The following is a 20426-nucleotide window of genomic DNA, read 5'->3' as shown; positions in this document are numbered from 1 at the left end:
ACGGGCGCGTTCGCCCGAAGGTCACCGCTTCGGGAGTACGGTAGGTAGCTGTGGATTCGCACGAGGTCGATCCTTCGGTTCGGGTGCGTGGCGCCCGGGTCCACAATCTGCGCGATGTCGACGTGGATATGCCCCGAGACGCCCTGGTCGCGTTCACGGGTGTGTCGGGCTCAGGCAAGTCTTCGTTGGCGTTCGGCACGCTGTACGCGGAATCGCAACGCCGCTATCTGGAGTCGGTGGCGCCGTATGCCCGGCGGTTGCTGAACCAGGTAGAAGCTCCCGATGTCGACACTGTCACCGGCCTACCGCCGACGGTGGCCCTGGCCCAGCGCCGTTCCTCGCCGTCGTCACGATCGACCGTCGGCACCGTCACCGCGATCTCGAACACCTTGCGCATGCTCATGTCCCGCGAAGGTGACTACCCCGACACCCCCGCCAGGACCGGTCCCGGGCACTACCCGGAGGGCACCAACCGCCTCTACTCCGACGCGTTCTCCCCGAACACCGTCGAAGGCGCCTGCCCGCGCTGCCACGGACAAGGCGTCGTCCACGAAGCCACCGAGGCATCGATGGTCCCCGACCCGTCGCTGAGCATCCGCGAGGGCGCGATCGCGTCGTGGCCCGGCGCCTGGCAGGGCAAGAACCTGCGCGACGTACTGAGCGCGCTGGGCTACGACATCGACCGCCCGTGGCGTGAACTCTCACCCGCCGCCCGCGAATGGATCCTGTTCACCGAGGAGAAACCGGTCGTCACGGTGGAACCCGTGCGCGAACCACATCGCATCCACCGCCCCTACCAGGGCACCTACACCGGCGCCAAACAGTTGCTGCTGCGCTCGCACGCCGAATCCAAGAGCGAGGCCACCAGGGCCCGCGCGGCCGAGTACCTGCACACCGCCGTCTGCCCGCTGTGTGACGGGCGGCGACTCAAACCCGAAGCGCTCGCGGTGACTTTCGCCGGGTACAACATCACCGAACTCGCCGACCTGCCGCTGGGTGAGCTCGTCGAGGTGTTGCGGCCCTACACCCCTGGCACGGAGGCGCTGGCGGTGCTCACCCAGGACCTGACCTCGCGTATCGATGTGCTGATCGAGCTCGGGCTCGGCTATTTGAGCGTCGACCGGGAGAGTCCGACCCTGTCCGGCGGTGAGCTGCAACGATTACGGTTGGCCGGGCAGCTGCGGTCGGGACTGTTCGGTGTCGTCTACATTCTCGACGAGCCGTCAGCGGGACTGCACCCGGCCGACACCGCCGCACTGACGAAAGTGCTCGACCGGCTCAAGAATTCGGGCAACAGCGTATTCCTCGTCGAACACGACCTCGACGTCGTCCGCCACGCCGACTGGCTCATCGACATCGGCCCCGGCGCGGGCGTGCACGGCGGCACGGTGCTCTACGCCGGTGAAGTCGACGGCTTGCGCGAGGTGGCCGACTCGGTCACCCGGCCCTACCTGTTCGACGAGATCGTGCGCCCCCCGCGCGCGGCCCGCACGCCCACCGGCGCGCTGCGATTGCGCGGAATAACCAGCCACAACCTGCAAGACCTCGACGTCGACATCCCCCTCGGTGTGTTCACCGCGATCACCGGCGTCTCCGGATCGGGGAAATCCACGCTGCTGCACGCTGTTTCGACCACCGCCGAGGCCGATGCGGACATCGTGCGAGTCGTCGAAGTCGATCAGGCGCCGATCGGGCGCACCCCACGGTCGAACCTGGCCACCTACACCGGTCTGTTCGACACGGTGCGCAAACTGTTCGCCGCGACCGAGGCCGCCCAAGCCCGCGGGTACGGCGTCGGCCGGTTCTCGTTCAATGTCGCCGAAGGGCGTTGCCCGACCTGTCAGGGCGAGGGATACATCACCGTGGAACTGCTGTTCCTGCCCAGCACCTACAGCCCGTGCCCGGCCTGCCACGGTGCGCGCTACAACCCCGAAACCCTCGAAATCACCTACCGCGACACCACTATCGCCCAGGTGCTCGACATGACCGTCGACCGCGCCGCCGACTTCCTCGCCGACGTCGGCGTCGTCGCGCGTGCTCTGCACACGCTGCGCGATGTCGGCCTCGGCTACCTGCGGCTCGGGCAACCGGCCACCGAACTGTCCGGTGGTGAAGCGCAGCGGGTGAAGCTGGCCACCGAGTTGCAGCGGGCGCGGCGCGCAGGCACCGTCTACCTGCTCGACGAACCGACTACCGGGCTGCATCCGGCCGACACCGATATCCTGATGACACAACTGAATTCGCTCGTCGACAGCGGCGCGAGCGTGGTAGTGGTCGAACACGACATGACCGTGGTCGCCGGAGCCGATCATGTGATCGACATGGGACCGGGCGGTGGCGGGCAGGGGGGCCGAATCGTGGCACAGGGGACACCGGAGCAGGTGGCGGACAATCCGGTGAGCCGGACCTCGCCCTATCTGGCGGAGCGGCTGACATGATCCGCGACGCCGATCGGACCGGCACCGCGATGCTCGTGGCCGGTGGGTGCTCGTTCGCGCTGGGTGTGGCGCTGCTGCTGTGGCCGGGGCGCGACGAATCCACCCTGGCCACGCTGTTCGGGATCTCGCTGGTGCTGAGCACCGCGGTGCAGACGTATCTGGCGTTCATGGCGCGGATCGCGTTCCTGCTGCGGGTGCTGGTACTGATCAGCGCGGGGCTCACCGGGATATTGGCCGGGCTGGTCTTCTCCGGCGGCAATATCGAACTGCTCGCCCTGTGGATCGGCATCGGCTGGTCGGTGCGCGGCGTCGTGCAGGCGCTGGTCGCGGCGTGGGACGACAGCATCGTCGACGGCTGGACCCACGAAGTGTGTGGGCTCGTCACCACCGCGATCGGCATCACCGTCATCGCGATCACCTTCCAGACGGTCACGGGGCTGGCAACGATGGCCGGTGGTGGGCTGGTCGTGATCGGTGTCATGGAACTGCTCGCCGGTGGACTCTGGCGGGCGGCGCTGCACGCGGCGCACGGGTCCGCGACCGAGCAACAGGGTCGGCCGATTCGTGCCGCGACCGAGCTGTAGTAGCGAATCACATACTGCGAGTGCGTAATTCGAGGTTTACGCGAACTCGGGGACAACGCGACATTGCGGGCAGTCGAGCGCGTGCTGAACTCTGTGTGCACCCTTGCTCACGGCTGGGGTAACTGTGCTGCGCGCCGGTAGCGTGGCCCGCGGCGTGCGCACGGGGAGGGCCCTGTTCGGCGCGCCGCGTCCGCAGCCCGATTGTGAGCCCAGGAGAATGTGGTGTCGCGCGTAGTACCCGGCCTAGCTGCCGATGCCGTCCAGCGTGAAGAGCTGGCTATGCGGCGCATGACCGAGAGTTTGGTCGAAGACCTGTCCGAGGACGTCCCCGTCGACCAGGTGACGTCGGCGGTAGGCGCCGCGCACCATCGTTTCACCGATAAGCCGATCCGGGAGTTCGTGCCGATTCTGGTCGAGCGGATCGTGCGCCGTGAACTCGCCGATCCCGATCCGACGGTGCGGATTCCGGCCCCCTCGGCCAGCGTGCGGGCCTCCGAGCTCATCGCGCGAGAGTCGAACACGACCGAGAAGCAGCCGAAGCGGCTGGTGAGCAGGCGGGCAGTGGTGCCGATGTCGCTCGGCGCGGCCGTAGTTGTCGCCGCCGTCGTGGCCGGAGTCGTGCTGTTGCCCGGAGGTGCCGATGCTCCAGCCGCCGCTCCGGTCCCCGCAGCGACTGTGGTGCGCGGTGTCGTCGGGTCGGAGAAGATGTCGTTCTTCGCCGATGAGCACGTGGTGAAAGTTCTCGCCGACAACGGCATCCGAGTCGAGGTCGAACCGGCCGGTTCGCGCCAGATCGCGACCACCGTCGATCTCGGCGCCTTCGATTTCGCGTTCCCGTCCAGCATTCCGGCCGCGGAACGAATCCAGCGCCAGCGCAACATCACCACCAAATACACGCCGTTCTCGTCGCCGATCGCCATCGCCACCTACCGGCCGATCGCGGACCTGCTGACGACGGCGGGGGTGATCAAGCCCGGTCCGGTCGCGACGTTCGACATGAACAAGTACCTGGAGTTGGCCGGCACCGGCGTGCAGTGGGACGACCTGCCCGACAACACCACCTACCCGGTGGCCAAGAACATCCTGGTCTCCACCACCGATCCGCGCAGCTCCAACTCCGCGGCCATGTACCTGTCGATCGCCAGCTATGTCGCCAACGACCACACCATCGTGCGCGGCGCCACCGCCGAACAGCACGTGTTGCCCGCCCTGTCGAAGCTGTTCCTCGCCCAGGGCTACACCGACAACAGCAGCGAAGGACCGTTCAACCAGTACCTCACCAACGGCATGGGCCCGACCCCGCTGGTCTGCATCTACGAGGCACAGTTCGTCGAAGCGGCGGGCAAGGGCCGGATCAAGCCGGACATGGTGCTGACGTACCCGACCCCGACCGTCCTGTCGAGTCACACTCTGGTCCCGTTGAACCCCACCGGCGACAAGATCGGCAAACTCCTCACCGACGATCCCGAACTGCGTCTTCTGGCCGCCGAACACGGTTTCCGCACCGGCGACACCGCCCAGTTCACCTCGGTCGCCGCCGAGCGTTCGGTGCCGGTGGCCGCCGATCTGATCGACGTCGTCGACGTACCGGCCTACGAGACCCTCGAGCACCTGCTCGACGGGGTTGCCAACTCCTACAACTGAACCCGGCCCACACTGGTGCCGCGCAGCTCTCAGCTGTGCGGTATCGGCGTTCGCTCGTTGCGGGTGCCTGTCGGTCGAAACACTGCGTGCTCGCGTGCTTCCGGGTGAGAACTCAGCACGCGGACCCCTTGACGAAGGGACTGACTTGCGGGAATCGTAGTCACCGCGACCCGGGGGCTTGACACGCATTCAGTGCACGACTGTACACTGAGCTTTCCAGGTGATACCAGCTGGTTTGCACTGCGAATGGAGTCCCACCGAGATGGACAAATTCGAACCCGGCCGAGAACTGCTCAACGAACTGTCCATCGCGGCGCGCCGGACAGGTATCGCGCTGGCGAGCATCGTGGGCGACGCGGGGCGCAAGAGTGCCCGCGAGGTGGTCGATCTGGCGCACGAAGGTCGCGAACTGGTCGCCGCGACACTGCGCGCACGCGCGGACGAACTTCGCCGTCGCCGTTAGCTCGACCGCGCCCTGCCGGTGAATGTGCCATAGCGGAGAACATCCTTGCCGATTCGGCAATTTTTCTGGGCAGCTCGGCTGACAGCTGGTGATACTCGGGTCCTCGATTCGAGGAGGACCGCCCATGCTGGACAACCCTATTCGCGCCCGCGCCACCACCGTTCGTCCCTGGACGGTGCTGGCGGTGTGTTCGCTGAGCCTGTTCGTCGTCGGGCTCGACGCGACCATCGTCACCGTGGCACTGCCCGCGATCGGTGACGGCATCCATGTCGGGCCGCAGGGCCTGGAGTGGGTCGTCGACTCCTACACCTTGGCGCTGGCGAGCTTTCTCATCACCTCGGGGGCGATCGCGGATCGGGTCGGGCGGCGTCGGGTATTCCGGCTCGGGCTAGCGGTTTTCGGCATCGCTTCGGCGGTGTGTGCGCTGGCGCCGACGGTCGAGGTGCTGATCGCGGCACGGATCGCCCAGGGCGTGGGTGGATCGATGCTGAGCCCGGTGGCGTTGGCGATCGTGGTGTCGACGATCACCGATCCGCGGCAGCGAGCACGGGCGATCGGGGTGTGGGCGGCGGTGTTCGGGGTGAGCATGGCGGTCGGACCGACGCTGGGAGGGGTGCTGGTCGACTGGTTCGGATGGCGGTCGGTGTTCTGGATCGCGGTACCCGTGGTGGTGATCGCTCTCGTGCTGAGCGCGGTGTTCGTACCGGAATCGCGGGCCGAGCAGGTACGCCGGATCGACGGCGTGGGGCAGGTGTTGCTGGTGCTGGTCATCGGCGGGGTGATCGCGCTACTCATCGAAGGGCCGCGGATCGGGTGGGGCTCGACCACGGCAGTCGCCGGATATCTCGGCGTCGGGGCCGCGACCGCCGGATTCGTGTGGGTGGAGCGCCGGGTGGCCGAGCCGTTGATCGATCCCGCGCTGTTTCGGCGGGCGCCGTTCTCTGCCGCGGTCGTCGGGGCGGTGGTGGTGTTCGTCGCGCTGACCACCACCTTGCTGCTGAGTACCTGGCATCTGCAGCAGGGACGGGGGATGAGCGCGGTCGCGGCGGGGGCGATCACGCTGCCGCTCGCGGTGGCCGCGACCTTCTGCGCACCGCTGTCGGGAATCCTCGTCGGCCGCGTCGGTGCTCGACTGCCGTTGTTGCTCGCGGGTGGATTCCTCACTGCCGGTGGAACTCTGCTCGTCTGGGCGGGCGAGGAGCCGGATCTGATCGTGATGCTGGGCGCGTTCGCACTGATCGGAGTCGGCTTCGGGTTCGCGAACGCCCCGATCACCAACACCGCGGTGAGCGGATTGCCCGCCGCCGGGGCCGGGGTCGCGGGTGGGATCACCTCCACTGCTCGGCAAGTCGGCGCCGCGGTCGGCATCGCGGTTGCCGGCGCACTGATCGCCGGTGCCGGATCGACCCGGCTCGGGTGGATCGTCGTCGCCGGTTGCGGCGTGATCGTTGTGGCTCTGGCACGATTTTCGCCGTCGAAAGAACTTTGACCTGCGACAAAGGTTATGGTGAAAGGACATTCGCAACGACCGATGAGTTCTCATAGCCCGCACCGTCTGTATGAGTGCTACCTGTAGCCGAGATCCGGGAGAGCCTCATGACCGCCAGTTCCGCCGTCACCACCGGCACCCTCGTGGTGCCCGACGCCCGCCTGTATTACGAGGTCCGTGGGGCGGGACCGCTGCTCGTCCTCGTCGGTGCCCCGATGAACGCCGCCTCGTTCGCCGCCGCAGCCGAACAACTCGCCACCACCAACACCGTCCTCACCACCGACCCGCGTGGCCATTTCGGTAGCCCCCTCGACGATCCGAACCAGGATTCGACGGTGCTCGCCCGTGCCGGGGACCTCGCCCACCTCATCACCCATCTCGACGAGGGTCCGGCCGTGGTCTTCGGCTCCAGCGGCGGCGCCGTCACCGCGCTGGCGCTGGCTCAGACCCACCCCGATCTGGTCACCACCGCCGTCGCCCACGAACCACCGCTGCGCGAACTGCTACCCGACGCCGATGCCCAGCGCGCGCTCACCGAGGACATGATCGCCACCTATGCCACCGGTGAGGTGATCGGCGCCTGGCGAAAGTTCTTCGCCCAAGCCGAGATCGCCGTCCCGGACCGGATGCTCGAACAGATCTTCGGCGGCGACCGCGATCCTCAGCAGGTGGCCAGCGAACGCTTCTGGTTCGCCCACGAACTGCGCCCGACCACCGCCTGGGTACCGGATCCGCCGTTGCTGCGCTCGATCCCCACCCGCGTGATCGTCGGAATCGGTGCCGAGTCCACCGGTCAGTTCTGCGATCACACCGCACGAGAACTGGCCTCGGCGCTGGGCGTGGAACCGGTCCTGTTCCCCGGCGATCACACCGGATTCGTCAACGACCCGGTCACTTTCGCCGCCCGCCTGCAAGAAGTACTCGACGAGCCGTGAGCGTGGTTGCTCGCACACGGGGAGATCGGGGGAGAAGATGCCAGGCATGAGCGAATCCCAGGACTGGAACAGCAAGATCATCGCCGAGTTCCGCGACAACGAAGGGCGAGTGGGTGGGCCCTTCGAGGGTGCGCCGATGGTGCTGGTGCATCACCGAGGGCGGCGCACCGACCGGCAACTGGTGTCGCCGATGATGTACCTGGCCGACGAGAACGACCCGAAGGTCATGTACGTCTTCGCGTCCAAAGCCGGTGCCCCCACCAATCCCGACTGGTACTACAACCTCACCTCGGCGGGCAAGGCGGAGGCAGAGGTCGGCACCGAGACCTTTGCGGTGACCGTCACCGAAGTCACCGGCGCCGAACGCGACCGCCTCTACGCCGAGCAGGCGCGACGGTATCCCGGTTTCGCCGGATACGAGGAGAAGACGAAGGGTATCCGCACCATCCCGGTGCTCGCGTTGCGTCGGATCTGATCCGATGATGTAGCGGGACAGGGCGACCGGACCGCCCTGTCCGCTACCGCAGACCGATGTGGTGGTAGTACCGCAGTCCGATGTGTGTGCGGGCCTGCGCTTCCTACCGTTCGATCATGCGTTGTCGAATCTTCACCGTGCCGATCCTCACGGCCGCGCTGATCCTGTCCGCCTGCACGACGAGCGAGGCCGATCCCGTCGCGGGAACCAGGGTGGACAGCGTGCGTGGCGACCTCGATTCGATGGTCGGCTCGGGCGCCGTCGGGGCCATGGCAACGCTCACCGAGAACGGCGCGAGCACCGTCGTCGGCTCAGGACTGGGCGATACGGTCGCCGCGACTCCGATCGTCACCGACGTTGCCCAGCATGTGCGGATCGGCAGCGTCACCAAGTCCTTCACCGCCGCGATCGTGCTGCAACTGGTCGCCGAACACCGCGTCGACCTCGACCGGTCCATCGACACGTATCTGCCCGGATTGCTCACCGGTGACGGCGTGGACGGTCGCGCGATCACCGTCCGCCAGATCCTGGGCCACCGCAGTGGTTTGCCCGAGCCGGCTCGATCCCCGGAGCTCGACGAACACGAAGCGGCCAAGAACGGTCGCACCTTCACCCCCGCCGAGGAGATCGCACTGTCTCTGGAGAACCCCGCGAAGTTCGCGCCCGGCAGCCGGTTCGAGTACACCAACATCAACTACATCGTCGCGGGCATGCTGATCGAGGCGGTGACCGGACATCGCTACACCGACGAACTGCGCGACCGCATCCTGATTCCGCTCGGCCTGTCGAATACCTACCTGCCCGCCACCGGCGAAACCGGGCTGCGCCTGCCCCATCCCACCGGTTACACCACCGTCGACGGCACCGTCGCCGACACGACAGCGATGGAGCCGTCGGTGCCGTGGACATCCGGCGCCCTGGTCAGCACCGGCGCCGACGTGAATCGGTTCTTCCTCGCGCTACTGGCCGGTCAGGTCGTGCCCGAGCCACAACTTCGACAGATGCTCGACGGAATCGACATGGGCAACGGTGACGGCATGTCCTACGGTCTGGGCCTCGGCTACACCCCCCTGCCGTGCGGTGCCCAGTTCGTCGGCCACATCGGCGGCGTCCCCGGATTCTCCACCGTCGCGGGCGCCACCCGAGCCGGCCTGGCGGTCACCATCGTCCACACCGGCACATCGTCGGCTGTCGATCTCGGCGGGATGCTCACTCACGCACTGTGTGACTGAATATCGTGCCTCAGCGTTCCGGTGGCGCAGGATGCAAAGTTGCACCGGGTGCATTCACGATCGCGTCACGGCAGCGCTCGCTCACTGTGCGCAGCGCCGTGATGAGCTCCGGTGGATCGGTGACGGTGAACTCGGTGTCCAGGGCGGTGATCATCCAGGCCAGCGAGGCAGGGGAGTCGGCACCCAGGTGCAGCAGACAGCGGGAGTCGTCGACCGCTTCGAGCACACCCATTCCCGGCCAGACACGCTCGGCCAGCTCGGCGGCCGATCCGCGCAGGGTGACGACAGTGCGCCACGGCCACGACGCGACCGACAGCCTGCGTGACAGATAGGTTGCCGCGTCGCCGTCGGGTAGCGGCCGCGGGGCGAATCGTGGGCCTGTCGGCACGCGCGGCTGGAGCCGGTCGATGCGGAAGGACCGCCAGTCCGCCCGGTCGACATCCCAACCGACCAGATACCAGTGCCTGCTCACATTGACCAGCGAATCGGGTTCGACATCGCGGCGAGACATGTGACCGGCGTGGTCGGTGTAGTCGAAGCGCAGACGTTCGTGGCGGCGGCAGGTTTCCGCGATCGTCAGCAGGGTCTCGGGCGCCACCCGCGGTGCTTGGGCGGCAACCCGCACCATCGACTGCTGCAAGGTCGTCAGCCGATGGCGCAGCCGCGACGGCAGCACCTGTTCCAGTTTGGCGAGTGCGCGCAACGACGCGTCCTCGATGCCGGTGACGGTGCCGCCCGAGGTGGTGCGCAAACCGACCGCGACGGCCACGGCTTCCTCGTCGTCGAGTAGCAGCGGCGGCATCGACGCACCGGCCCCCAACCGATAACCCGCGCTGCCCTGCAAGGCCTGCACCGGATAGCCGAGTCCGCGCAGCCGTTCCACGTCGCGGCGCACGGTGCGCGCGGTGACATCGAGCTTGGTCGCGAGTTCGGCGCCGGACCACGCGCGGTGGGTCTGCAGCAACGACAGCAGACGCAGCAGTCGGGCAGAGGTGTCGGACATCTGTTCATCATGCCGCGAACTTAGGAACGATACTGACCTAAGCGGTCACTAGCGTTGCCGGTATGAGCGACATCGACACCTTCCGGATCGACATCCCGCAGTCCGAGCTCGACGACCTGCACGAGCGGCTCGCCCGCACCCGCTGGGCCGAGGACCTGCCCGGCACCGGCTGGACCTACGGCCTGCCCACCAGCTACCTGCGCGATCTCGCCGACTACTGGCGAACCGGGTTCGATTGGCGCGCCGCCGAAGCCGCACGCAACGCCCACCCGCAGTTCGTCACCGAGATCGACGGGCAGCGCCTGCACTTCACCCACGTCCGCTCCGGCGAACCGGACGCGCTGCCGCTGGCGCTCGTGCACGGCTGGCCGTTCACCGACTTCGGCGCGACGATCGGACCGCTGACCGACCCGCGTGCGCACGGCGGCGACCCGCGCGACGCCTTCGACCTCGTCATCCCGACCCTGCCCGGTTTCGGTTTCTCCGGACCCACCCATCAGCCCGGCCAGGCCGCGACCGAGCGATCCGCCGAACTGATCGCCCGGCTGATGAGCGAACTGGGCTACGAGCGCTACGGCGCGCAGGGCAGCGACGCAGGCTCGTTCATCGCCCCGCAACTGGGTCGCGTCGACACCGCGCGAGTCGCCGGCGTGCACCTCAACGCCGCGATCACCATCCCCGCCTGGAACGACGACGGCGCGGGCTACACCGAGCAGGATCAGGAAAAGCTTGCCGCACTCCAGGATTGGAGCAGCAACGAAACCTCGGCCTACGCCGGTGTCCACGGCACCCGCCCCCACACCCTGGCGCACGCGCTCACCGATTCGCCGGTCGGCCTGCTCGCCTGGATCGTCGACGTCGTCAACACCTACAAAGACCCCGCCGCCGCGCTGCCCGAGGACTCCCTCGACCGCGACGCCATGCTCGCCGAAATAGCGATCCTGTGGTTCACCGGCACCGCCGGATCCTCGATGCGCCTGTACAAGGAATCCCAACAGTGGGGCGCCGACCTGCCCAGCTCCGGTGTCCCGACAGCGGTCGCGGTCTTCCCCGGCGACACCACGATTCGCGGCATCGCCGAGAAACAGAACAACCTCGTCCGCTGGACCGAATACGACCGTGGCGGGCACTTCGCCGCGATGGAAGCGCCCGACCTGCTGGTCGAGGATGTGCGCGAATTCTTCCGCTCGGTGCGGTAGGGCTCGTCGGCCTCCGGGTCATGACCGGAGGCCACCGCCGTCTCGATGCCACACGGCACCGATCTCGCTCAGTCGCTCGACCGCGTAGCTCGGGTCGACCAGTGCCTCCGGGGTGTGGATGCCCGGTGCGGGACGATCGCCGCGCAGGCCGAGTAGCCTTTCGACGCCGAGCGCGATCCCGAGGGCAGTCAGCGGGCGCTGCCCATCCCGATGGACGAGATGCTGTGTCCTGGCGATCGGTTCGCCGGTCGAGTCGGTGCCGACGAGATCGATGATGATCTCGATGGAGGCAGGCTCGCCGCGCCGTCTGGTCGGGGTCTCTCCGACCGCGAAGTCGACCCGGACGTTCGGTGCGCCGGTCGCGAGGGCCAGGCTCGGCACATCGAGAACCGGGATGCTCTGACCGGGCAGCGCCGTGCCGTCGACCGTGTACACGTCCGCTTGTGCGTCGGCCTCGGTGAGCCAGGTGAAGACGCCGTCGCGTCGCACCAGGCCCGCCGAGGTGACGGCCGACCACCGCTCCAGGTCCGCGATTCCCGCCGGTCCGCCGGTGTCGGTGTCATCGAGGGCGACACCGACTCGAACCGAGTCGACACGGTCGAACTCGCGCGCGGAATCCACTGCGGCGAGAACGATGATTCCCGCCATCAAGTGGCTGGCGACCAGAACCGGTGCCGCACTCGACCTTTGCGCGCCCGCGACGATCTCCGGGCCGATGTCGAGCAGGCCGCTGGAGATACTGAGGTAGGGCAGTCCGTGGACCTGCGCGTAGTGCAGGCCGTTGAGTCGGTCGTCCCACAGTGTCGCGACCACCGCCGAGTAGGTGGCATCGGCGAGACCGAGATCGCGGCGGGACAGATCGATCGTGACCGCGGTCGCGGTGCCGAGTTCGTCGGCCACGCGTTGGGCCCGGCCGAGATCGCGACCCGCGATGGTCAACGGCAGGGTCGGGTGCCACCGGCGCAACAGGGCGGCGGTGTCCGACCCCGCCTGCCCCGACCCGCCCATGATCAGAACCGATTTCTCCATGGTGAATTCCTCTCCAGCAGTTAAGCTACGTTTTGTAACTTACTCTTTGTAGCTAAACTGGAGGAATGGCGCAAGGGAGGACGATGACCACACGATCTGGTCGGCTGGCGAAGCCGGCCAGGCGCGAGCAACTGCTCGATACCGCCTTGACGTTGGTCCGCGAGCACGGCACAGACGGACTGACCCTGGCCACCCTCGCCGAAGCCGCGGGAGTGAGCCGACCGATCGTCTACGACCACTTCGGCACCCGCCCCGAACTGCTGCTCGCGCTCTACCGGCAACTCGACGAACGCCACCGCCAGGCCTCGGAACAAGCAGTCCGTGACGCCGCCCCGACCGTCGACGAGATCGCGCGCGTCATGGGCGCCGCCTACTTCGCCTGTGCCACCGACATGCCCGAGTTCGACGCGATTTCCGCCGCGCTGAAAGGGAACCCGGACGTCCAGGCGATCCAGCACGCCATGCTCGACAGCTACCGAGACTGGATGGCGGCCACCCTGCAACCGTTCTCCGCACTCACCACCGCGGCGCTGCGGCTGCGCTGTGTCGGCGTGCTGGGCGCGGCCGAAACGCTGGCCGCGGAACTGAACCTGGGCACGACGTCGGCCGAGGAGGCAGTCTCGGCACTGACCGATCTGATCGTGGGGAGCATCGGTGCGAGTCAGCGGAACTGACGGTCCGGATGTGCCCGCGTTGATCACACCCTCCGTGGATCTGTACAGCGCGTGGCGCGAGGCGCACTTGGAGTGGGGACCTGGTTCCCACGAGGACGGTTTCGGCCTGCTGCCGAGTGACGACGTCGACTCCGTGGCGGGATTCGAGGTCTGGGTGGCGCGGCTCGCTGCCGCGTCGGCCGAGAGTGGTGACCGACGCTGCTCGTATCGCTGGATAGTCGAGGGTGATCGTGTACTCGGCGGGATCGCGTTGAGGCACGGGAACAGTGACTTCGTGCGGAAAGTCGGCCATATCGGTTACGGCATCCGGCCTTCCGCGCGTCGACGTGGACTGGCGACCTGGGCGTTGGGGCAGATCATCGCTGAGGCGAGAACGGCGGGCATGGACCGCGTGTCGGCAGTCTGCGCGGCAGACAATCTCGGGTCGGCGAAGACGATCGAGCGCCAGGGTGGCGTACTCGAGGCCATCGAGGACACCGAACTCGGTCCGGCGCGGCGGTATCGGATCACAGTTCCTGGCCAATAGCGGCACTTTTGGCGTGGAGGGGCGCTACGTCAGCGCCCCTCCACGGCCGATCATCGACGGCCGAAGTGTTCGACCAGTCGGGAGTAGCTGTCATGCCCGTGGCCCGCTGCGATGGCCTCGGTGACCAGGTTTCGCGTGTAGGTGGGCAGATCTGTATCGAGGCCTCGGGCCTGGCTTTCGGCGATCAGGTCATCGAGGGAGGGCAGGTGGTGGTTCAGGTCGCCGAAAGGGGTGGCGAATTGGCCGTGATCTATTTCTTTCGCCAGCGTCGGGAACAGGGTCGGCAGGGCCGCCAAGGAGGGCAGCGCCTGCTGGTGGAACTCGTCGATCCGGAGCCCTGCGTTGCCGAGAAGTGCTGCGGCGTGGAGGAATCCGTTCAGTAGGCCCCACATGATGTCGTGCACGGCCATGCCGTACAACACTGGTACGCCCGGATCGGCAGAGACGTACGTGGCGCGGCCGCCGAGAACCTGGAGCAGGGATTCATACTGGTCGAAGGCGTGACGGGCGCCGCCGTAGAACACCAGCGTCTCGGGGGAGCCGATACCCGGAGCGATGGTCATGATCTGGCCGTGCAGGTAGTCCGCGCCATATTCGTTCGCCAATTTCTCAGTGGCAGTGGCCTGTTCGGAGGTCCCGTCGGTCAGGTCGACCACGGTTCGCTCCGCGAGCCCCGACCCCACCGCGCGTAACAGTTCCGCTGCCACCGCGCCACCGGTGACATTGACGATCACCACCTCGGCTGCTCCGACCGCCTCGGCCGGCGACGCGGCCCACCGGGCTCCCTTGGCCACCAGCGGATCCGCTCTGTCTTGCGACCGGTTCCACACGGTGACACCGTGACCACTCTCCACGAGAGTCGCGGCCAGAGCCGACCCCATCTCGCCCAAACCCAGAACTGCGACTGCCGGTAAGTTTTCGTGTCCGCTCATGAAACGGACACTAGAACCTCAACCTCTCTCGAGGTCAAGGCCGAAGGTCTTACCTACGCAGGACGGTCGCGAGCCAGGCGGGGGTGGAATCGTTGAAGCGGGTTCGCAGGTGTTCCGGAGCGATGTTCGCCAGCCGCCATGCGGGACTGTCGACGAAGGGGGCGGCGAGGGCGTCCTCGCTGACCGGATGAGGTCCGATATCGGCTCCGACGTCGCTGAAGCACAACACATACAGGGCGGCGCCGTCGTCGGCGACCGAGGCCAAGCTCGCGACGTATTCGACGCGTTCGGCCTCGTCGAAGGTGTGGAACAGGCCGCAGTCGAGGATTGTCTCGAAGCGGCGGTACAGGCGTTGCAGGTGCAGGGCGTCGGCCATGGCGAAGTCGACGTCGACAGTGCGGTCATCGGCTGTTCGTCTGGCGACGGCCAGGGCTGTTTCGGCCACGTCGACGCCGAACACCGGCAGGCCGCGGGCGGCGATGAACAGTGCGTTGTCGCCGGTGCCGCACCCTACGTCGAGGACCGGTCCGCAGAATCCGCCTGCCTCGGCCAGACGGACGACAGCCGGTTGGGCAACGCCGATATCCCAGGGCGCGGGGCCGTCGAGATAGGACGCGTTCCACGGCTGGCCGGATCGGCGTTCGTGACTGGTCGGTGGGCGAGGGTCGGGCTGGGGCATCAGCGGATGAACAGCGCGGAGCGCTCGGCGAGGTCGAGAACCGGCTGGGGGAAGATGCCGAGCAGGAGGGTGGCGCCCGCACTGAAGGCCACGACCAGCGTGGTGGCGAAGGGGGCGGTCACGGTGGGAGCGTCGGAGGGGGGATCGGTGAAGAACATCAAGACGATGACGCGAACGTAGAAGAAGGCGGCGATGGCGCTGCACACGACGCCGATGATGACCAGCGGGGTGTAGCCGGCACCGGAGGCGGCCGCGAAGACAGCGAACTTGCTGACGAATCCGCTGGTGAGGGGCAGACCGGCGAAAGACAGCAGCAACAGGGCGAATGCCGAAGCCAGCCAGGGGGATCGGCGTCCGAGACCTGCCCATTGGGACAGCGCGGTCGCTTCGTCACCGGAAGCGTCGCGGACCAGGCTGACCACCGCGAACGCACCGACGGTGCCCAGGCCGTAGGCCAAGAGGTAGAACAGCACGGCCGCGACACCGGCGGTGTCGGCGGCGACGATGCCGACGAGCAGGAAACCGGCGTGGGCGATCGAGGAGTAGGCCAGCATCCGCTTGACGTCGGTCTGGGTGATGGCCATGATCGCGCCGACGACCATGGTCGCGACCGCGACCGCGGCGATGACCGGGCGCCACTCCGAGCTCAGCGCATTCACTCCGACCATCAGCACCCGCATGGTCGCACCGACGGCGGCGATCTTGGTGGCGGCGGCCATGAACGCGGTGATCGGTGTCGGCGCGCCCTGATAGACGTCGGGAACCCAGGCCTGGAACGGGACCGCACCGATCTTGAACAGCAAACCGACAGCGAGCATCCCGATGCCGAGCAGGGCCAGGGTCGCGTTCTCGGGCTGCTTGTCCAGTGCCGCTCCGATTCCCGGCAGGGACACCGTGCCGGTCTGCCCATAGAGCATTGCGACGCCGTAGAGTAAGAACGCGGAGGAGAACGCACCGAGCAGGAAGTACTTCATCGCCGCTTCTTGCGAGAGCAACCGCCTGCGGCGAGCCAACCCACACAGCAGATACAGCGGCAGCGACAGCACTTCGAGCGCGACGAACATCGTCAGCAGATCATTGGAGGCGGGAAACAACAGCAGACCACCGACTGCGATCATCGTCAGCGGGAACACCTCGGTGGTCGAGACACCCGAGCGCACCGCCGCGAGCTCGTGCGCGCTGCCGGGCACCGCCGAAGCCTGCGGGGTGAACGCGTCGACCCCTCGATCCAACGCGGCCGCCGCCCGACTCCACGTCCCCGGCCCGCTGCGTGCCCGCGGCACCGCGCCGCGCTCGGCGATCAAGAGCAGACCCAGCAACGCGACCAGCAGGATCGTGCCCTGCAGGAACAACGTGACCCCGTCGATGGCCACCGCACCCACCACCGCCGTGCCCTCGGTACCCGCGAGCAGCACCACTGCCACCAGCGCGCCGACCACACCGGCCACCCCGAGCGTCAACTGCGTCAAATACCGGTAGGGCCGTGGCACGAACGCTTCGACGAGCACCCCGACCACACCGACCGCGAATACGATCAGCATCGGGGCGAGCAGGTGGTATTCGATGCTCGGTGCGGGCGCGATGGCCGCGAGCTCGGTGATGGTCACGGAGTCCGTCCTCATTTGTGGCCGCCTGCGGGCGGAGTGGCCGCACCTGCTTCGGGAGCGGGGACCGTCGGAGCGGGATCGTGCTTTCCGATCGTCGACAGGGTGTGTCCCACCGCGGGATCCACCAGATCCAGGATCGGTTTCGGATAGAACCCGAGCACCAGCAACGCGACCAGCAGCGGCACCACCACGGCCAGCTCACGCGGCACCAGATCGCGCAGGTGCTCGTTGCCCTTCTTCAGCGGGCCGGTCATCAACCGCTGATACAGCCACAGCACGTATATCGCGGCCAGCACCAGCGCACCGGTCGCGATCACCGCCGCCACCTGATACTTCGGGAATGTGCCGACCAGGACCAGGAATTCGCTGACGAACGGCGCCAGACCGGGCAACGAGAGCGTGGCGAGGCCCGCGATGAAGAACGTGCCCGCCAACACCGGCGCGACCTTCTGCACGCCGCCGTACTCGGCGATCATCCGGGTGCCGCGCCGGGAAACGAGGAATCCGGCGATGAGAAACAGTGCGGCCGTGGACAGCCCGTGGTTGACCATGTACAGCGTCGCCCCCGATTGGGACTGGCTGGTCATGGCGAAGATGCCCAGGATGATGAATCCGAAGTGTGAGATCGAGGTGTAGGCGATCAGGCGCATCACATCGGTTTGGCCGATCGCGAGCAGCGCGCCGTAGAGGATGCCGATCACGGCCAGGGTGATGACCAGGGGCGCGAAGGTGTCCGACGCCAAGGGGAACAGCAGCAGGCAGTAGCGCAGCATGCCGAAGGTGCCGACCTTGTCGACCACGGCCATCATGAGCACCGCGCTGGACGGGGTGGCCGAGACCGCCGCGTCGGGCAGCCACGTATGCAGTGGCCACAGCGGTGCTTTCACCGCGAAGGCGAACATGAAGCCGAGGAAGAGGGCGTTGAGAACCGCGGTGCTGCCCCCGAGTTCACCGTTGTTGGCCGCGGCCACCACGACGCGCAGATCGAAGGTGCCCGCGGAACCCTCGCCCAGGCCCGCGTTGACGGTCAGCACGTACAGCCCGATCACCGCGGCGAGCATGATCAGCCCACCGAACAGGTTGTAGAGCAAGAACTTCACCGCGGCGCGCGAACGTTGGGCGCGGATCGCGGCATCGGTGGTGCGGGTGCCGAAACCGCCGATGAGGAAGTACATCGGGATCAGCATCGCTTCGAAGAACACGTAGAACAGCAGGATGTCGAGGGCGAGGAACGAGATCAGCACCATCGACTCGACCAGCAACATCAACGCCATGTAGATGTGGGTGGTGCGGCGTCCGTCACCGGTGGCGGTGTCGTCGTTCCAGCCTGCCAGGATCAGCAACGGCACCAGCACCGCCGTCAGCAAGACCAGCGCGGTGGCGATGCCGTCCAAGCCCAGGGTGTAGCCGACACCGAATGCCGGGATCCATTCGTGGGATTCGACGAACTGGTACTGGGCACCGCCGGGCTGGAACCGCGTCGCGATGACGACGGCGAGCGCGAGCACGCCGATCGAGACCGCGAACGCGATGGCGCGCGCCACATTGCGCCGGACGGCGGGCACGACGAGCACCACACCCGCACCGATCGCGGGGGCGAGCCAGAGTGTCGTCAGCCAGGGAAACGAGTTCACCAGAACCTCACTGCCAGCAGGGCAGCGGCCACCAGTGCCGCGCCGGTGAACATGGACAGGGCGTAGGAGCGCACGAAACCGGTCTGCACCTTGCGGATTCGCGCCGACAATCCGCCGATCCCAGCGGCCGTGCCGTTGACGATCCCGTCGACGCCCTTCGCGTCGACGAACACCAGCGCCCTCGTGAGATGGCGACCGGGGCGTTCGAAGACCGCTTCGTTGATCTTGTCGCCGTAGAGATCGGCGCGCGCGGCCGCGGTGAGCACACCGACCGGTTCCGGGGCGACCTCGGCGATCGGGCTCTCGGCGTACTTGCGGTAGGCGACGGCCACACCGATCGCGACCGCGGTCAATGCCAGACCGGTGACCACCGCCGCAGGGATCACGGGCTCGCCGTGATGGGACCCGACGACAGGTTCGAGCCAGTTCACCAGCGAGGACCCCCACACGAACAGTCCGCCTGCGAAGACCGAACCGAACGCGAGCAGGATCATCGGCCCGGTCATCACCGCGGGTGACTCGTGCGGATGGGTGTCGGGCTTCCAGCGGCGCTCGCCGAAGAACGTCATCAGCATCACCCTGGTCATGTAGAACGCGGTGAGCGCGGCGCCGACGAGAGTGACCACGCCGAGCAGGATTCCGGTGGCTCCGCCGTAGTCGAAGGCCGCCTCGATGATCTTGTCCTTGGAGAAGAACCCGGACAGCGGTGGCACCCCGATGATGGCGAGATAGCCGAGGCCGAAGGTGAGGTAGGTGATCGGCATCAGCGTGCGCAGCCCGCCGTAGCGGCGCATATCGGTTTCGTCGTTCATCGCGTGCATCACCGAACCGGCACCGAGGAACAGCCCCGCCTTGAAGAAGCCGTGGGTGAGCAGGTGCATGATCGCGAACGCGTAGCCGGCGGGGCCGAGGCCGGCCGCCAGGATCATGTACCCGATCTGGCTCATCGTCGAGGCGGCCAGTGCCTTCTTGATGTCGTCCTTGGCACAGCCGATAACGGCGCCGAACAGCAGCGTCACCGCGCCGACGGCGATCACCGCGGTCCGCGCGTTCGGGGCGAGATCGTAGATCGGGTTGGAGCGGGCGATCAGGTACACACCGGCGGTGACCATGGTGGCGGCGTGGATGAGCGCCGAGACCGGAGTGGGGCCCTCCATCGCGTCGCCGAGCCACGACTGCAGCGGCACCTGCGCGGACTTGCCACAGGCGGCCAGCAACAGCAGCAGCCCGATCGCGGTGAGGGTGCCTTCGCTCGCATCGGGGCTCGCCGCGAACACGGTACTGAAGTCGAAGGAACCGAACGTCGTGAACATGACCATCATCGCGATGGCCAGGCCCATGTCACCGACCCGGTTCACCACGAAGGCCTTCTTGGCCGCGGTTGCGGCCGAGGGCTTTTCGTACCAGAAGCCGATCAGCAGATAGGACGCGAGACCGACACCTTCCCAGCCCAGGTACAGCACGAGGAAGTTGTCGGCCAGGACCAGCACGAGCATGGCGGCCAGGAACAGGTTGAGATAGCCGAAGAACCGGCGCTTGCCCGGGTCGTGGCTCATGTAGCCGATCGAGTAGAGGTGGATCAGCGACCCGACACCGGTGATGAGCAGTGCGAAGCAGATCGACAGCTGGTCCAGTTGCAGGCTGAAACCGACTTGGAGATCACCGACGGACACCCAGTTGAACAGTTCCTCGTGCACGGCGCGGTCGGCGTCGGCGCGCCCGAGCATGCCGAAGAACGCGACGACGGCCACTGCGAACGAGGCCACCGCGGCCGCGGTGGCCAAGTACGGGCCCCAACGGTCGGCGAGACGGCCGAACAGGAGCAGGACGATCGCGCCTGCGAGCGGGAGGGCGGGCAGCAGCCACAGCGTTGCGGTACCCAT

At 67.3% G+C, this 20426-nt stretch carries 18 protein-coding genes; 11 read left to right on the top strand and 7 right to left on the bottom strand.

Annotation, left to right across the window (positions count from 1 at the left end; all coding sequences use genetic code 11):
• Positions 1 to 128: 128 nt before the first annotated feature.
• The 8 genes from IBJ82_RS24645 to IBJ82_RS24610 all read left to right on the top strand — a co-directional run bounded on the left by IBJ82_RS24645 (position 129) and on the right by IBJ82_RS24610 (position 9260).
• Complete coding sequence (locus IBJ82_RS24645) at positions 129 to 2438, top strand: excinuclease ABC subunit UvrA (protein WP_228537656.1); 2310 nt, start codon at positions 129 to 131, stop codon at positions 2436 to 2438.
• On the top strand, positions 2435 to 3022 hold the full coding sequence (locus IBJ82_RS24640) for a DUF308 domain-containing protein (RefSeq protein ID WP_194828330.1): 588 nt from the start codon (positions 2435 to 2437) through the stop codon (positions 3020 to 3022). The genes IBJ82_RS24645 and IBJ82_RS24640 overlap by 4 nt, the downstream gene beginning before the upstream one ends.
• Positions 3023 to 3244: 222 nt before the next feature.
• The gene (locus tag IBJ82_RS24635) at positions 3245 to 4666 is read left to right on the top strand and encodes a three-helix bundle dimerization domain-containing protein (RefSeq protein WP_370585453.1); all 1422 of its coding nucleotides are present in this window, start codon (positions 3245 to 3247) and stop codon (positions 4664 to 4666) included.
• A gap of 262 nt (positions 4667 to 4928) precedes the next feature.
• The gene (locus IBJ82_RS24630) at positions 4929 to 5129 is read left to right on the top strand and encodes a hypothetical protein (protein WP_194828329.1); all 201 of its coding nucleotides are present in this window, start codon (positions 4929 to 4931) and stop codon (positions 5127 to 5129) included.
• 124 nt (positions 5130 to 5253) lie between these two features.
• Entirely contained in the window at positions 5254 to 6618 is a 1365-nt protein-coding gene (locus tag IBJ82_RS24625; RefSeq protein ID WP_194828328.1) for an MFS transporter, read from the top strand.
• A 107-nt stretch (positions 6619 to 6725) separates the two neighbouring features.
• A complete protein-coding gene (locus IBJ82_RS24620) occupies positions 6726 to 7553 on the top strand; it encodes an alpha/beta fold hydrolase (RefSeq protein ID WP_194828327.1) in 828 nt (275 codons plus the stop codon).
• Positions 7554 to 7599: 46 nt separating this feature from the next.
• Positions 7600 to 8028: a nitroreductase/quinone reductase family protein gene (locus tag IBJ82_RS24615; RefSeq protein WP_194828326.1), complete on the top strand. Its 429-nt coding sequence runs from the start codon at positions 7600 to 7602 to the stop codon at positions 8026 to 8028.
• A gap of 116 nt (positions 8029 to 8144) precedes the next feature.
• The gene (locus IBJ82_RS24610; protein WP_228537575.1) at positions 8145 to 9260 is read left to right on the top strand and encodes a serine hydrolase; all 1116 of its coding nucleotides are present in this window, start codon (positions 8145 to 8147) and stop codon (positions 9258 to 9260) included.
• 10 nt (positions 9261 to 9270) lie between these two features.
• Here the strand turns inward: IBJ82_RS24610 and IBJ82_RS24605 are convergent, their stop codons facing one another.
• Positions 9271 to 10263 (bottom strand): YafY family protein, encoded by a 993-nt coding sequence (locus IBJ82_RS24605; protein WP_194828324.1) that lies wholly within the window; start codon positions 10261 to 10263, stop codon positions 9271 to 9273.
• A 62-nt stretch (positions 10264 to 10325) separates the two neighbouring features.
• Here IBJ82_RS24605 and IBJ82_RS24600 point away from each other — a divergent pair, with 62 nt between their 5' ends.
• Positions 10326 to 11462, top strand: a complete 1137-nt coding sequence (locus IBJ82_RS24600) for an epoxide hydrolase family protein (RefSeq protein ID WP_194828323.1) — start codon at positions 10326 to 10328, stop codon at positions 11460 to 11462.
• Positions 11463 to 11480: 18 nt separating this feature from the next.
• On the opposite strand, the gene IBJ82_RS24595 is transcribed toward IBJ82_RS24600, so the two are convergent.
• Positions 11481 to 12491 carry a saccharopine dehydrogenase gene (locus IBJ82_RS24595; RefSeq protein WP_194828322.1) on the bottom strand — a complete coding sequence of 337 codons (1011 nt, stop codon included), beginning with the start codon at positions 12489 to 12491 and terminating at the stop codon, positions 11481 to 11483.
• 83 nt (positions 12492 to 12574) lie between these two features.
• On the opposite strand from IBJ82_RS24595, the gene IBJ82_RS24590 reads away from it, so the two are divergent.
• Together IBJ82_RS24590 and IBJ82_RS24585 are read left to right on the top strand one after the other, a co-directional pair.
• Positions 12575 to 13165 carry a TetR/AcrR family transcriptional regulator gene (locus tag IBJ82_RS24590; RefSeq protein ID WP_194828321.1) on the top strand — a complete coding sequence of 197 codons (591 nt, stop codon included), beginning with the start codon at positions 12575 to 12577 and terminating at the stop codon, positions 13163 to 13165.
• Between the two features lie 10 nt (positions 13166 to 13175).
• Positions 13176 to 13691, top strand: coding sequence for a GNAT family N-acetyltransferase (locus IBJ82_RS24585; RefSeq protein ID WP_194828320.1), 516 nt, complete (start codon positions 13176 to 13178; stop codon positions 13689 to 13691).
• 50 nt (positions 13692 to 13741) lie between these two features.
• Here IBJ82_RS24585 and IBJ82_RS24580 read toward each other — a convergent pair whose 3' ends face one another.
• Genes IBJ82_RS24580 through nuoL form a run of 5 tightly spaced genes read right to left on the bottom strand, consistent with a single transcriptional unit; the run spans position 13742 to position 20426 of the window.
• Positions 13742 to 14623, bottom strand: coding sequence for an NAD(P)-dependent oxidoreductase (locus IBJ82_RS24580; protein ID WP_194828319.1), 882 nt, complete (start codon positions 14621 to 14623; stop codon positions 13742 to 13744).
• A gap of 49 nt (positions 14624 to 14672) precedes the next feature.
• Positions 14673 to 15302 carry a class I SAM-dependent methyltransferase gene (locus tag IBJ82_RS24575; RefSeq protein WP_194828318.1) on the bottom strand — a complete coding sequence of 210 codons (630 nt, stop codon included), beginning with the start codon at positions 15300 to 15302 and terminating at the stop codon, positions 14673 to 14675.
• The gene (nuoN, locus tag IBJ82_RS24570; RefSeq protein WP_194828317.1) at positions 15302 to 16924 is read right to left on the bottom strand and encodes an NADH-quinone oxidoreductase subunit NuoN; all 1623 of its coding nucleotides are present in this window, start codon (positions 16922 to 16924) and stop codon (positions 15302 to 15304) included. The genes IBJ82_RS24575 and nuoN overlap by 1 nt, the downstream gene beginning before the upstream one ends.
• Positions 16921 to 18543, bottom strand: coding sequence for an NADH-quinone oxidoreductase subunit M (locus IBJ82_RS24565; RefSeq protein WP_194828316.1), 1623 nt, complete (start codon positions 18541 to 18543; stop codon positions 16921 to 16923). The genes nuoN and IBJ82_RS24565 overlap by 4 nt, the downstream gene beginning before the upstream one ends.
• Positions 18540 to 20426: an NADH-quinone oxidoreductase subunit L gene (gene nuoL / locus IBJ82_RS24560; RefSeq protein ID WP_194828315.1), complete on the bottom strand. Its 1887-nt coding sequence runs from the start codon at positions 20424 to 20426 to the stop codon at positions 18540 to 18542. Before nuoL ends, IBJ82_RS24565 begins: the two co-directional genes overlap by 4 nt.

It is taken from the genome of Nocardia sp. XZ_19_231 (genome assembly GCF_015355705.1).
GTDB lineage: Bacteria > Actinomycetota > Actinomycetes > Mycobacteriales > Mycobacteriaceae > Nocardia > Nocardia salmonicida.
This window is presented reverse-complemented; position numbering and strand designations above follow the sequence as displayed.